The 13,298-nt window shown below is 66.0% G+C and carries 12 protein-coding genes; 5 read left to right on the top strand and 7 right to left on the bottom strand.

Annotated elements, in window-relative coordinates; all coding sequences use genetic code 11:
• Window positions 1–77 precede the first annotated feature (77 nt).
• Window positions 78–782 (top strand): FadR/GntR family transcriptional regulator, encoded by a 705-nt coding sequence (locus ACNQPB_RS07485; RefSeq protein WP_426303365.1) that lies wholly within the window; start codon window positions 78–80, stop codon window positions 780–782.
• Window positions 783–841: 59 nt separating this feature from the next.
• On the top strand, window positions 842–2,410 hold the full coding sequence (locus ACNQPB_RS07480; protein ID WP_498750443.1) for an AMP-binding protein: 1,569 nt from the start codon (window positions 842–844) through the stop codon (window positions 2,408–2,410).
• A 92-nt stretch (window positions 2,411–2,502) separates the two neighbouring features.
• Here the strand turns inward: ACNQPB_RS07480 and ACNQPB_RS07475 are convergent, their stop codons facing one another.
• The 5 genes from ACNQPB_RS07475 to ACNQPB_RS07455 all read right to left on the bottom strand — a co-directional run bounded on the left by ACNQPB_RS07475 (window position 2,503) and on the right by ACNQPB_RS07455 (window position 6,996).
• A complete protein-coding gene (locus ACNQPB_RS07475; RefSeq protein ID WP_498750441.1) occupies window positions 2,503–2,922 on the bottom strand; it encodes a DUF3151 domain-containing protein in 420 nt (139 codons plus the stop codon).
• Window positions 2,923–2,925: 3 nt separating this feature from the next.
• Window positions 2,926–3,945 carry a class II fructose-bisphosphate aldolase gene (gene fbaA / locus ACNQPB_RS07470; RefSeq protein WP_498750439.1) on the bottom strand — a complete coding sequence of 340 codons (1,020 nt, stop codon included), beginning with the start codon at window positions 3,943–3,945 and terminating at the stop codon, window positions 2,926–2,928.
• Window positions 3,946–4,134: 189 nt separating this feature from the next.
• Window positions 4,135–5,067: an endonuclease domain-containing protein gene (locus ACNQPB_RS07465; protein ID WP_498750437.1), complete on the bottom strand. Its 933-nt coding sequence runs from the start codon at window positions 5,065–5,067 to the stop codon at window positions 4,135–4,137.
• Between the two features lie 134 nt (window positions 5,068–5,201).
• Window positions 5,202–5,882 (bottom strand): TrmH family RNA methyltransferase, encoded by a 681-nt coding sequence (locus tag ACNQPB_RS07460; protein WP_498750436.1) that lies wholly within the window; start codon window positions 5,880–5,882, stop codon window positions 5,202–5,204.
• Window positions 5,883–5,934: 52 nt separating this feature from the next.
• Window positions 5,935–6,996 carry a hypothetical protein gene (locus ACNQPB_RS07455; RefSeq protein WP_498750434.1) on the bottom strand — a complete coding sequence of 354 codons (1,062 nt, stop codon included), beginning with the start codon at window positions 6,994–6,996 and terminating at the stop codon, window positions 5,935–5,937.
• A gap of 227 nt (window positions 6,997–7,223) precedes the next feature.
• Between ACNQPB_RS07455 and ACNQPB_RS07450 the strand changes: the two genes are divergently transcribed.
• Both ACNQPB_RS07450 and ACNQPB_RS07445 read left to right on the top strand, forming a co-directional pair.
• Window positions 7,224–8,054, top strand: a complete 831-nt coding sequence (locus tag ACNQPB_RS07450; RefSeq protein ID WP_498750432.1) for an HAD-IIA family hydrolase — start codon at window positions 7,224–7,226, stop codon at window positions 8,052–8,054.
• A 10-nt stretch (window positions 8,055–8,064) separates the two neighbouring features.
• Window positions 8,065–8,742 (top strand): tyrosine-protein phosphatase, encoded by a 678-nt coding sequence (locus ACNQPB_RS07445; protein WP_498750431.1) that lies wholly within the window; start codon window positions 8,065–8,067, stop codon window positions 8,740–8,742.
• Between the two features lie 24 nt (window positions 8,743–8,766).
• Here the strand turns inward: ACNQPB_RS07445 and ACNQPB_RS07440 are convergent, their stop codons facing one another.
• Window positions 8,767–9,750, bottom strand: coding sequence for an alpha/beta fold hydrolase (locus tag ACNQPB_RS07440; RefSeq protein ID WP_498750724.1), 984 nt, complete (start codon window positions 9,748–9,750; stop codon window positions 8,767–8,769).
• Between the two features lie 303 nt (window positions 9,751–10,053).
• On the opposite strand from ACNQPB_RS07440, the gene ACNQPB_RS07435 reads away from it, so the two are divergent.
• Window positions 10,054–12,210: an amylo-alpha-1,6-glucosidase gene (locus tag ACNQPB_RS07435; protein WP_498750429.1), complete on the top strand. Its 2,157-nt coding sequence runs from the start codon at window positions 10,054–10,056 to the stop codon at window positions 12,208–12,210.
• Window positions 12,211–12,245: 35 nt separating this feature from the next.
• Here ACNQPB_RS07435 and ACNQPB_RS07430 read toward each other — a convergent pair whose 3' ends face one another.
• Window positions 12,246–13,289, bottom strand: a complete 1,044-nt coding sequence (locus ACNQPB_RS07430) for an NAD(P)-dependent alcohol dehydrogenase (protein WP_498750427.1) — start codon at window positions 13,287–13,289, stop codon at window positions 12,246–12,248.
• Between the last annotated feature and the right edge of the window lie 9 nt (window positions 13,290–13,298).

Below are 13,298 nucleotides of genomic sequence, written 5' to 3'. Positions count from 1 at the left end.
GTACCTATTGTGCTTTTGGTCATACTTTTACGCCGAAGGCCCTAGGCTGGGAGTAATCAGCGCGGGAAGGGCGGGACATGTCGACGGTGACAGCGGAAGGCGGCGGCCTCCACCAGCGCATGCTGGACACCCTCGGCGAATCGATCGCCTCCGGCCGTCTTGCCCCCGGATCCCGGCTCACCCTCGAAGACCTGCAACAGGAATTCGGCGTCTCCCGTACCGTCGCTCGGGACACCATGCGCGTCCTGGAATCCATGAACCTCGTGTACTCCCGCCGCCGGGTGGGCATCGTGGTCCAGGACCCGCTGCACTGGAACGTCTTCGACCCCAAGGTCGTCCACTGGCGCCTGGCCTCCACCCGCCGCGAAGCCCAGTACGCCTCCCTCACCGAGCTGCGCATCGCCGTCGAGCCCATTGCCGCCGCGGCCGCCGCCCGCCGGGCCACGCACGCGCAGCGCGGAGAACTGGGAGCGATGGCCGCGGAGCTGCGGCGCCTGGGCGAGGCCGGGGACCTGGAGGGTTTCCTCGCCGTCGACATCGCCTTCCACCGCCTCCTGCTGCACGCAAGCGGCAACGAGATGTTCGCCGCGATCGACCAGATGGTGGCCGAGGTGCTGACCAGCCGCACCCAGCAGGGACTCATGCCGTTCCGGCCGGAGGAGGCCGCGCTCAAGGCGCACGAAGATGTTGCCTCCGCCGTTTCGCGCGGGGATACGAACAAGGCCGAGGAAGCGATGCACCGCGTGGTTGTGGAGGTCCGCCAGGCCATGGGTCTGGACTAGGCGGGGCGCTGCTTCCATACCCCTTGCGCCGGAGTCGCTTCCGGATGTTATCTGGCACCATGTTCAGCAGCCCATACCCCGACGTCGACATCCCGGACGTGAGCGTCCACGAGTATCTGTTCGGCGGGCTCCGCCCGGAGGACCTGGACCGTGTGGCCTTGGTGGACGGCACCACCGGCGCCGAGGGGACCTACCGCAACCTGGTGACCAACATCGGCGCCGTGGCGGGCTATCTGGCCGCCCACGGCGTGCGGCCCAGCGACGTGGTGGGGCTCTTCTCCCCCAACATCCCGGCCTTCGCGCCGGTCTTCCACGGCATCCTGCGCGCCGGCGCCGCAGCCACCACCATCAACGCCCTCTACACCGCCGAGGAAGTGGCCCGCCAGCTCCGGGACGCCGGCGCCACCTGGCTCTTCAGCATCTCCCCCTTCCTGGAACGGGCGGAGGCCGCCGCGGCTGAGGCGGGCATCCCGCCGGAGCAGCTGGTGATCATCGACGGCGCGCCGGGCCATCCGTCGTACGCGGACATCCGGGAGGCGGCCCACCCCGCCCCGGAGCTGAGCATCGACCCCGCCACCCACCTGGCTGTGTTGCCCTTCTCCTCCGGCACCACCAGCTCGCCGAAGGGCGTCATGCTCACGCACCGCAACCTCGTGGCGAACGTCCAGCAGATCCGTGCCCTCCTGGAGGTGACCCCGCAGGACCGGCTGCTGGCGCTGCTCCCCTTCTTCCATATCTACGGAATGACCGTGCTGCTGAACCTGGCCTTGGCGGAGCGGGCCAGCCTGGTGACCATGCCCAAGTTCGAGCTGGCCGAGTTCCTTCGCATCATCCAGGAGCACCGGATCAGCTATCTTTTCATCGCACCACCTGTCGCGGTGGCGCTGGCCAAGCACCCCCTCGTGGCGGAGTACGACCTCTCCAGCGTCCACACTGCCCTCTCCGGCGCGGCACCCTTGGACGAGGAACTGGGCCACGCGGTGGCCGAACGGATCGGTTGCCGGATGCTGCAGGGGTACGGGATGACGGAGATGAGCCCTGTCTCGCACCTGATCCCCCGCTCGGCGGAAGGCGTTCCCCTGGGCAGCTGCGGCTACACGATCCCGAACATGGACATGCGGATCCTGGACCTGATGACGGGCGAGGACATCGACCCGCCGGCCGAGGGCGTCAGCGAGCCCGGGCACCTGCTCTGCCGCGGGCCCAACGTGATGCTGGGCTACCTCAACCTGCCGGAGGCCACCGCGGAGGCCCTGGACGCGGACGGCTTCCTGCACACCGGCGACATCGCCACGGTGTCCGTCACCGGCGTCGTCGGCATCGTGGACCGGCTCAAGGAGCTCATCAAGTACAAGGGGTACCAGATCCCGCCCGCGGAGCTGGAGGCCGTGCTGCTCACGCACCCGGAGATCGCGGACGCGGCAGTGGTGGGCGCCTACGACGAGGACCACCAGGAGGTCCCCAAAGCGTTCGTGGTGCGGCAAGCCGGCTCCGGTCTGGACGACGAGGCGGTCATGGCCTTCGTCGCAGAGCGCGTAGCGCCGCACAAGAAGGTCCGCCAGGTCGATTTCCTGGACGCGATCCCCAAGTCCGCCTCCGGCAAGATCCTGCGGCGCGAACTCCGGTAAGGCTGAGGTACCGCGGACGACGACGGCGTTAAGACGCGACGGCGCCCCGCACCTTCTTGGTGCGGGGCGCCGTCGTTCGTTCTGCTTTTGCCCTAGCCTTCAATCGCTGCCTTCGCAGTGGGATCGGAGTCGTTGAGGAACTTCTCGATCCGCTCGGGCTCATCGGCTTCGCCGATGGCCGCCGAAGCGCGTCCCAGCGCGTACAGCGCCCGCAGGAATCCGCGGTTCGGCTCGTGTTCCCACGGGATGGGGCCGACGCCGCGCCAGCCGTTGCGCCGCAGCGAGTCCAGGCCGCGGTGGTAGCCCACCCGGGCATACGCGTAGGACTCGATGGTGCGGCCCTCGGCCCACGCTTCCTCGGCGAGGATTGCCCAGAGCAGCGAGGACGTGGGGTTCTTGGCCACCAGGTCCACAGCTTCCTGGCCGAGCGCGAGGTGTTGGTACACCTCGGACTCGGCAGGCAGCAGCGTGGGTTCCGGACCGAGCAGATTCTTGCGGAATTCGTCGGACATGACTTAGAAGGTCCTGCCTGCGGAGCCGAGCTGACGTGCGGATTCAATGATGCGGGCGGCCATGCCGGCCTCAGCCGAAGCACCCCAGACGCGCGGGTCGTAGGCCTTCTTGTTGCCGATCTCGCCGTCGACCTTCAGCACGCCGTCGTAGTTGGAGAACATGTGCCCGGCCACCGGACGGGTGAACGCGTACTGGGTGTCCGTGTCGACGTTCATCTTGATCACACCGTAGGACACAGCGTCCGCGATCTCCTGGTCGGAGGAACCCGAACCGCCGTGGAAGACCAGGTCGAAGGGGTTGTCCTTGCCGATCTTGGCGCCGACCTCGGACTGGATCTGCTTGAGCAGTTCCGGGCGCAGCTTCACGCCGCCCGGCTTGTACACGCCGTGTACGTTTCCGAAGGTCAGGGCGGTGATGTAGCGGCCGTTATCACCGGTGCCGAGTGCCTCGATGGTGGCCAGGGCGTCCTCGGTGGTGGTGTAAAGCTTCTCGTTGATCTCGTTCTCCACACCGTCCTCTTCGCCGCCGACCGTGCCGATCTCGACCTCAAGGATGATCTTCGCGGCCGCGGCACGTTCCAGCAGCTCGCGGGCGATGCGCAGGTTCTCACCGAGCGCCTCGTGCGAACCGTCCCACATGTGCGAGTTGAAGATCGGGTTGCGCCCGGCCTTCACCTCGGCCTCGGACGCGGCCAGCAGCGGCAGCACGAAACCGTCCAGCTTGTCCTTCGGGCAGTGGTCCGTGTGCAGGGCGATGTTCACGTTGTAGTTCTTCGCCACCTCGCGGGCGAACGCAGCAAAGCCCAGGGAACCGGCAACCATGTCCTTCACGGAGGCACCGGACCAGTACGCAGCGCCACCGGTGGAGACCTGGATGATGCCATCGGACTCAGCCTCAGCGAAACCACGGATCGCAGCGTTGAGGGTCTGCGACGACGTCACATTCACCGCCGGGAACGCGTAGCCGCCGGCCTTCGCGCGGTCGATCATCTCGGAGTAAATCTCTGGGGTTGCAATGGGCATGGTGACTCCTATGCTGTGTTTTCGTCTATGGGTGTGCTGACCCTGAAACAGACCGCTTACGGCTAGGCACCATCCTAGCCAGATCCCACAACAGGGCGTGCTTCGGGTCACCCCGCGGTAACACTCGCCGCGCTGCCCGCCGAGTTGGCACTTCGCGGCAGTGTTGCCGCTAAACACTGCCGTGACGTGTCAACTCGCTTGCCAGCCTCGGCTTTCCAGCGCCCTCCGGACTTTTCGCACGACGGCGGGCCGCTCGCCGTCGAGCTCGTCCTGCGAAACCCGCACCTCGAGCCAGCCGTATGCCGCCGTCGTTTCCTGGCGTTGAATGTCGCGCCGGTGCTGCCGGCCGTCGGCGTGCGGGCTCCCGTCGTATTGGATCGCAATCCGCCACTCGGGGTAGGCGGCGTCCGGCCAAAGCACAGGGTTGCCATGGACTCCCCACAGAACGTGGTTCAACTCCGGTTCCGGCAGGCCGGCATTCATGAGAGCGAGGCGCATGCGGGTTTCCGGCGGGGAGTCTGCCCCCACTCGGATCAGTTCCAAAGCGGCGCGGGCCGTTCGTATCCCGCGCATGCCCGGGTGCCGGCCGACAATGTCCTGCAACTCTTCCATGGTGCAGACCGCCTCCCTCGGCACGGGAAATTCCGGTCCATGGCAGCACACCAGGAAGTCACCGGCAGCGACGGTTTCCTCGACTGTCAGTACTGCCGCAAGGTCCAGCCACGTCCGGGCAGGCGTGGTGAGGCGAACGCCGTCGTACTCAGTCACTTCGTCCGGCAGCAGCGTCAGCGCGTGACCCACCACGTTGGCCCGGCGGGGAAAGCTGTGCCCCCGCCGGCGCGCGATGTGGATCCGCCAATCTCCGCTGCGACGTGCGGAAAGCGGGTGTCCCCAGATCCTGGCCGCCGAGTACAGGGCGAGGAAAGAGTCGTCGTCCACGTCGGTGTAGCCGCGCAGGGCTGCAGCGCCGCTCGCCTCGGAGTGGATCGGCACCCTGATGCCGCGCGAAACGGTCACGAGATCCTTCGCCGCGGTCCGGGTCCGGGTGATTCCGGCTTTGTCCGAGGATCGCAGCGAAAAGGAACCCGTGACCAGGTAATCAGGAAGGGGAGCCCGTCGCATGCCCCATTGTTGCCGCTTCCCACGGGCCCGGTGACGTTATCCACAGCTCCGCCCCGAAGGCCCCCGCCGAGTTTGCAGTTAACGGCAGTGTTTCCGCGAAACACTGCCGTCAAATGCCAACTCGGTGGGGGTGGCTAGGTCCCCGTGACGCGCTGGCCGAAGTTGTGGCGCCGGATCCAAGCGTGCATGGCGATCGCGGCGGCGGAGGCGGCGTTGATGGATCGCGTGGAGCCGTACTGTTCGATCGACAGGGTGGCGACGGCGGCCTCGTGCACCTCGGGGGTCAGGCCGGGGCCTTCCTGGCCGAACACCAGCACGCAGTTGCGGGGCAGGTCGTAGCTTTCCAGCGGCACCGAGTCCGGGAAGATGTCGATGCCGATGATGGCCAGGCCCTCCCCCTGCGCCCAGGACACGAAATCCTCCACCGTGGGGTGGTGCCGGATGTGCTGGTAGCGGTCGGTGACCATGGCGCCGCGGCGGTTCCAGCGGCGCCGGCCGATGATGTGGACTTCCTTGGCGAGGAAGGCGTTCGCGGTGCGCACCACGGTGCCGATATTGAGGTCGTGCTGCCAGTTCTCAATGGCGATGTGGAAGTCGTGCCGCTTCGAGTCGAGGTCCGCGACGATCGCCTCGTGCTTCCAGTACCGGTACTTGTCGACGACGTTGCGCCGGTCGCCGTCGGCCAGCAGGTCCGGGTCCCAGTGGTCACCCTCAGGCCAAGTACCTTCCCAGGGCCCGACGCCGACCTCCGCCTTTTCGGTCTCTTCCCCGGATGGGGGCGCGGGCGGGGCCGGGTGTTGGGGGTGTTCAGTCACCCGACAAGACTAGCTTGCAGGGTCCCCCTCCACCGGCCCCGGAGCGGGGACCCTATCCCAGCTTCCACTTGTTGACGCGGTAGCTGTTGGCCAGCTTGGTGAAGAGACCCGGGTGCGCATCCCAGTAGCTCTTGTGGCCGCTGACGCCCACCATCTGCGGGGTACCCCAGGGGGTCACCGAGAAAAGGTTCACCGCCTGGATGTCTTCGCCTGCTGCAGTCTTGCAGCTGAATCCGACCACGACGGCTATGCCGCGGCGGAATTCGCGCATTTCGGGCTTGCTGGACTGGAAGTCGGAGGCGCATTTGTGGCCCACCAGATGCTTGGGCAGCTCCGTCGCGGACATGCCCTCGAGCTTGGACTCCGTGGCCGTGATGGCCGCCTTGACCTTTTCCGGATCCTTGCCGTACTTGCCCTCCTGGCTTTCGGCGAAGAAGGCAAAGGCAATCGAGATGCCGTCTGCGTCCTTTTCCTCCGTGCCTTGGGCCACCTGCTGCATTTCTTCGCCGGTTTCGGGATCCTTGGAGATGCCGAAGGTGCCGTCGTAGCTCCAGGACTTCAAATGCTGCAATGACGACTCCCCCGTGACGAACTTCCCGTAGGCGGGGTCGCCGTCGGCGGGAACATCACTGGGGCCCTGCAGTTCCTCCCAGCCCGGCGGCAGCGGGATGGCGTCGGCCGGGGTGGTGGAGGAAGGAGCAGCATCCGACGTCGATGCCTCCGGAGCCGGGGCCGTTTCCGTTGCGACCGTGTCCGGCTTGGGCGCGGGTCCTGGCTTGCTGAGCGAAGGCACGATCCAGGCGAAGACGACCACAAGGGCGACGATCACCAAGGCGGCCACAGAGCCGAGCACGATGGCCAGGGTCTTGCCGCTGGAGGTTTTCTGCGGCGGAACCGGAACCGACTGGTACTGGGCCGGCTGGGCCGACTGGTACTGGCCCGGCTGGGCCGGCTGGGCCGACTGGTACTGGCCCGGCTGGGCCGGCGGAACCGGCTGGTACTGCGCCGGCGGAACCGGATACTCCGGTTGCGGCGGGGTGGGAGGTCCTTGTGGAGACTGCTGGCCGGGCCACTGGGGAGCTCCGTTGTTGCCGCCACCGTAATTGCTGCTCATGGGCCGTCCTTTCGGGGTGATCCATTCGGATCGGGGACGGGGAGTCCGGACCGTGAGCTGGCACGTGCCCCCCTGCACGAAACCGCGCCCTTCGACGGATTCATCGGGACGCCTCCGCCCAGCCTAGAGGAGTCCGCCGGTATGTTTCGCCCGCCGTCATGGGTACCTCTACCCACCCCGGGAATGAAAGACTTGAGCCAGGAAAGAGCCCGAACCCAAGGAGAAGCATGGCGAATGCGAGCGAGGCACCGAAGAAGTCCCATCCGTACCGCAACGGACACGAGATCGAATGCTGGCTGACGGACATGGACGGGGTCCTGGTCCACGAGAACCAGGCCATTCCGGGCGCAGCCGAACTGATCCAACGCTGGGTTGACACGTCCAAGCGCTTCCTGGTGCTGACCAACAACTCCATCTTCACTCCGCGCGACCTCGCCGCCCGGCTGAGCTCTTCCGGTCTGGAAGTTCCCGAGGAGAACATCTGGACTTCGGCCCTGGCCACCGCCCAGTTCCTGAAGGACCAGGTGGAGGGTTCGGACTCCGGTAACCGCGCGTACACGATCGGCGAGGCGGGCCTGACGACGGCGCTCCATGAAGCAGGCTTCATCCTCACCGACCAGAACCCGGACTTCGTGGTGCTCGGCGAGACCCGCACCTATTCGTTCGAGGCGATCACCACGGCCGTGCGCCTGATCCTGGGCGGAGCACGGTTCATCGCCACCAACCCGGACGCCACCGGACCTTCCAAGGACGGCCCGCTTCCGGCCACCGGGGCCATCGCCGCCATGATCTCCAAGGCCACGGGCCGTGAACCGTACATTGTGGGCAAGCCGAACCCGATGATGTTCCGCTCCGCGATGAACCGGATCGACGCCCATTCCGAAACCACGGCGATGATCGGCGACCGCATGGACACCGACATCATCGCGGGAATGGAAGCCGGCCTGCACACCGTCCTGGTGCTCAGCGGCATCACCCAGCGCGAGGAAATCGCGGCTTTCCCGTTCCGGCCCAACCAGGTGCTGAGCTCGGTGGCCGAACTCAAGGATCAGATCTAGGGGCAGGGCCATGGCGGTGCTGAATCTGCGGCCACTGTTGGGCGGCCGGCTCGTGCGGGGCAGCCAGCCCTTCGGGATGGACGCGTCCGCAACCGCGGAGTTTCTGTCGACGCACGGCATCCGCACGGTGGTCGACCTGCGCAGCGGCCGGGAACGCGACCTCCTGCCGTGGCAGCTGGTCCCGGGGAACGGCGTCGACCTGCTGGAAAATCCCTTCGATCCGGCCCCGCAGGGGCTTCCTCGCGTGACCACGGCCGAAGAACTCGGCGAGCTGTACCTGGCTTGGGTCCGCACCGGCCCGGCCTGGGTCGCAGCGTCCCTCCGGCCCGCGGCACACGGCCCCGCTTTCATCCATTGTTCGCTCGGCAAGGACCGGACCGGCGTGATTTCGGCGCTGGCCCTGCTGGCGGTCGGCACGAACCCGGAGGTTGTGGTGGCCGACTACACCGCCACCACCGCCGCCCTGCCCCAGTTGCTGGCCATCATGGCAGAAACCTGGAGAGTCGCGGTCCCCGCCCTTCCACCGCAGGCCTTCAGCCCTGAGCACATGCTGCTGCAATCCCCGGAAGGGGCCATCCGGCATTTCCTGGCGGGCTTCGAGAGGGAATTCGGCGACGCCGCGGGCTACCTGCGCGACGCCGGCCTGACCGCCGTCGAACTCGACGCCCTCCGCGGCACCGGAACCTGAGGCGGGCCCGCCGTCGTCGGAATCTCAGTACGCCGTCACCCGCCCTGCCGCTCCCGGCAGCGGAAACAGCTCGTCCTCCAGCGTCTGGATGATGGGCCGGTACACGAAGGGGCTCCACTGCGGACTGGCGTGGGCCGGGAGCGCGCCGTCGGTCCGGAGGTTGTCGGACGCCATGTTCTTCCAGAACGTCCGGGCCCAACCCGCCCGCGCTGTTTCGTAGTTCACGGTGGTGTCGCGCGCGTTGCCGATGAAGGCCATTTTGGTCTTCCCCAGCCGGTCCACGAAACGCGTTGCGTCGAAATGGTAGATGTAGGCCGACTCGCTCTGGATCAGCACGCTGGATGGAGCGATCGGTGTCAGTTGTTCGAGGGTCTGGTCCCAGATCTGCCGCCAGCTGCGCTCGTTCTTATGGACCACCCGCTCCCCCAGCTCGTAGCCTCCGCGCAGCACCGACGGAACCCGGAAGCCGCTCTCGTACAGGAACACGACACCGTCGAACCAGCTCTGGTCCAGGACGTCGTATTTGCTGTACGGGGAGGAGTCGAGCAGGATGAACTCCACCGCTATCCCGTGCCACTCACGCAGCCGCGTGGCCACTTCCGTGGCGAGCATGCCACCGAAGCTGTGGCCGTAGAAGTAAAGCTTGCGCAGCTTGCGTTCCTGGACATAGGCGACGACGGCGTCCGTCACCTCGTCGACCTCGAGGCCGAGGTTTGAGTACCCGACGGCGGCCAGCTGGCCCCGCTGCCGCAGCGCATTCCGCAGGGAGTTGAGGATCCATTGCGCCTCTTCCCAGCTGGTCTTGTATCCGGGGAAGAGGATCCACGCGGCGTCGGGAAAGTACGCTTTGGCGAAGTCGTCATCCACCGTCAGGATTTTCGTGACGCGCCGCTCGGCCTGGATCTGCCGGGTGATGAACATGTCCGTGGCGAGGACTCCCGCCGCGCCGGCGCCGATCAGGAAGCTGCGCCGGGAGAAATCCTTGAGCCCGGCGGCCTGCCGGAGGATACGGGCTGTGTCGGTGTGGGCCGTGCGGGAGTGGGCAGCGCCGGGTCCGGACCCGGCAGGATCGTCCGGGCCCTGGGCGTTCCGGCGTCCCTTGTGTGAGGTCCCCCTGGCCTGCTGCTCCACGCTGCCAGCTTAGGCACAAGAGTGTTGGTGGCGCATGGCGGTTTACGCCGGGTGGCCGGCAAGGATCGGCCCCTAGTGCCTGCGGTTGCTGAGGCGTACCGTCTTATCCAAGCGAACGGGGCAGGGACGGCACGTCGGAGCAAAGTGATTGCCGCAAGACCACCTCAGCTGGAGGAACCGATGGCCGGATGGAATGCCGACACTGCCGCAGGACCGTTGGGGAGCGGCGCGGTGACGCTGGTGGAAGGATCTTCCTTCTGTATCTCGTTATCCAACGGGGATATGCAGCCGGGACATCCCCACGGCCTTTTCGTTCAGGACACGCGGATACTTTCCTGTTGGAGCCTGACTGTGAACGGCCAGTCCCTGGAACCGTTGGCCGCTGAAACCAAAGAACCCTACCGGGCGTTGTTTGTGGGCAGGATCCCCCGCTCCGACGGGTACGCGGACAGTCCGCTCATTGTGGAACGGCTGCGGGAAGTGGGGGCCGGACTCCTGGAGAACATCACCATCCGAAACTTCTCCCTGAACCCGGTCGAATGCATTGTACGCATTGGAGTGGACGCGGATTTCGCCGATCTGTTCGAGGTGAAGGAAGCGCGGTTGCAGCGCCGTTGGGATGACGTCCGGAAGCCGGCCGGCGTCTCCCTCACTATTCGCGGCCTCTGGGAGGGCATCAGCAAGGAGGTCATCGTCACGGCACCCGGTGCCGACGTCGGACCCGACGCAATTACGTATCGGATGGTGGTGCCCCGGCAGGGCCACTGGACCACCTCGCTGACAGTCGTACCGGCCGCGGAAGGAAAGGACTCGCTGGCCCCCTTCATGCATCCTGAGGCAGGCGGGCTATCACCCCGGGACCTCCGACGGCAGGAATGGGTGGCGAAAATCCCCGTGGTACACATGGGCAACCATGCCATTGAACGAACCCTGCGCCGCAGCTATGACGACCTTGGCGCGCTGAGGATTGAGGATCCGGCACATCCCGAGCATGTTGTCGTGGCAGCAGGCGCACCATGGTTCATGACCCTGTTCGGGCGTGACTCACTATGGGCCTCTGAGATGTCGCTGCCCGTTGACCCTTCCCTCGCCTTGGGCACCCTGCAAACACTGGCGAACCACCAGGGCAAAGTGGTGGACGACATGAGCGAAGAGGAACCCGGCAAAATCCTGCACGAAGTGAGGCTGGATGTCTCCAGCGGCTTGGCCCTCGGAGGCAAATCCGCCTACTACGGCAGCGTGGACGCCACGCCGTTGTTTGTCAGCGTGCTCGGTTCGGTGAGCCGCTGGGGATTCGCTTCGGAGACAATTGCCGGCCTCCTGCCGCATGCCGACCGTGCTTTGGCCTGGATCCGGGACTACGGAGACAAAGACGGCGACGGCTTTGTCGAATACCAGCGCCTCAATGACCACGGGCTGATCAACCAGGGCTGGAAGGACTCCTGGGACGGCATCAACTTTGCCGACGGCACCATGGCAGAGCCGCCGATTGCGCTCTGCGAAGTGCAGGCCTACGTCTATGACGCCTACATGGCACGCGCCTGGATTGCCTTCGACGCCGGCGACGCCGCCCTGGGTACCGAGCTCACCGAACGCGCGGAAAGGCTGAAGAAACAGTTCAACGAGCAGTTCTGGCTGCCAGACAGGGGCTATTACGCCATCGCATTGGACCGTCAAAAGCGCCCTGTGGATGCCTGTGCCTCGAACATGGGGCAGTGCCTGTGGTTCGGAATCGTGGATGCCGACAAGGCCCCGCTGGTGGCTGAACGCCTCATGTCCCCGGAAATGTTCAGCGGCTGGGGCGTCCGAACCCTCGCCAGCGACATGGGGGCCTACAATCCCGCGAGTTACCATAACGGATCTGTTTGGCCGCATGACAACGCGGTCATCGCTGCCGGCCTCATGCGCTATGGCTTTGTGGAGGAGGCGCAGCGGATCGCCACGGCCTTGCTGGAGGCGGCCGAACATACTGACGGCCGGCTACCCGAATTGTTCTGTGGCTTCGACAGGCAACTGTTCGCACAGCCCGTGCCCTACCCCACGGCCTGTTCTCCGCAGGCCTGGGCGGCCACTACCCCGATCATGCTGGTGACCAGCCTGATGCGCTACGACGTGCACGTATCCCGTGGAGGTCTGTGGATGGATCCGGTCCTGCCGGAGTTCTTCGGCGACCTGCACATCTCCAATGCGCCGGTGGGCCGTGGCCGGGTCACGATAGACATCAACAATTCCATGGCATCGGTGAAAGGTTTGCCGGACGATGTGACGTTCCACCGCGGGCACCGCCCCTGGCTTACCGAGCTCGTGGACCCGTTCCGGCCGCACGAGCAGGCATAACCAGGAAGCTCCGCCCGCGGTAACCCAGGGTCGGCTTAGAACGTCCCTGCATCAATGACGAAGCGGTACCTCACGTCACTCGCGAGCACGCGCTCGTAGGCTTCATTGATCTTGCCGGCCGGCACGATCTCCACTTCCGCGCCAAGTTCCCTGGCCGCGCAGAAATCCAGCATTTCCTGGGTCTGCCGGATGCCTCCCATCTTGGAACCGGACAGGTTCCGCCGGAAACTCGCCAACGACCAGGCCCTTTGCGCCAGCGGCTCATTCGGAAGGCCGACGAGCACCAGCGTGCCGTCCAGGGCAAGGAGGGACAAGAAATCGTCGACGTCGATATTGGCCGAGACCGTGTTGATGATCAGGTCGAAGTGTCCCCTCAGGACGTGAAATGTGGCGGGGTCGGAGGTGGCGTAATAGTGCGTGGCACCAAGACGGCGGGCGTCCTCCTCTTTCTTCAGGGACTGACTCAGCACTGTTACTTCGGCGCCCATCGCGGCCGCGATCCTGACGCCCATGTGGCCCAGTCCACCCATCCCCACGATCGCCACGCGCTTCCCCGGCCCGGCGTTCCAATTGCGGAGGGGCGAGTACATGGTGATGCCTGCACACAGCAGGGGCGCTGCGGCGTCCAATGAAATGCCATCAGGAATCTTGAGGACGTAGTTCTCATCGACAACGATGCTGGTGCTGTAGCCTCCGGCCGTCGGCCGGCCATCCCGGCCGACAGAGTTATACGTGCCCACCGACCCGGCCAGGCAGTACTGCTCCTCGCCGGCCAGGCAGTTGACGCAATTGCGGCATGAGTCGATGAAGCAACCCACGCCTACCCGGTCCCCCACAGCGTGCCGCGAGACCTTGGATCCGACGGACTCCACGATTCCGGCGATTTCGTGGCCCACCACTACGGGGTAGCGGACCCCCGCCCAATCGCCACGTGCGGTGTGGATGTCGGAATGGCAGATCCCCGTGAACTTGATGGCAATCCGAACCTCGAAGTCGCCGGGTTCGCGACGTTCGATAGTCCCGGGCTGAAGAGGTTCGGTGGGCGAATGCGCCACATAGGCTTTGGCGGTGGTGGGCATGATCCTTGC

The sequence above is a fragment of the Curtobacterium sp. LFS079 genome (assembly GCF_047977865.1).
Taxonomy (GTDB): Bacteria; Actinomycetota; Actinomycetes; order Actinomycetales; family Micrococcaceae; genus Arthrobacter.
Note: the sequence above shows the minus strand (reverse complement) of the source record. Positions and strands in the feature narration are given on the sequence as shown.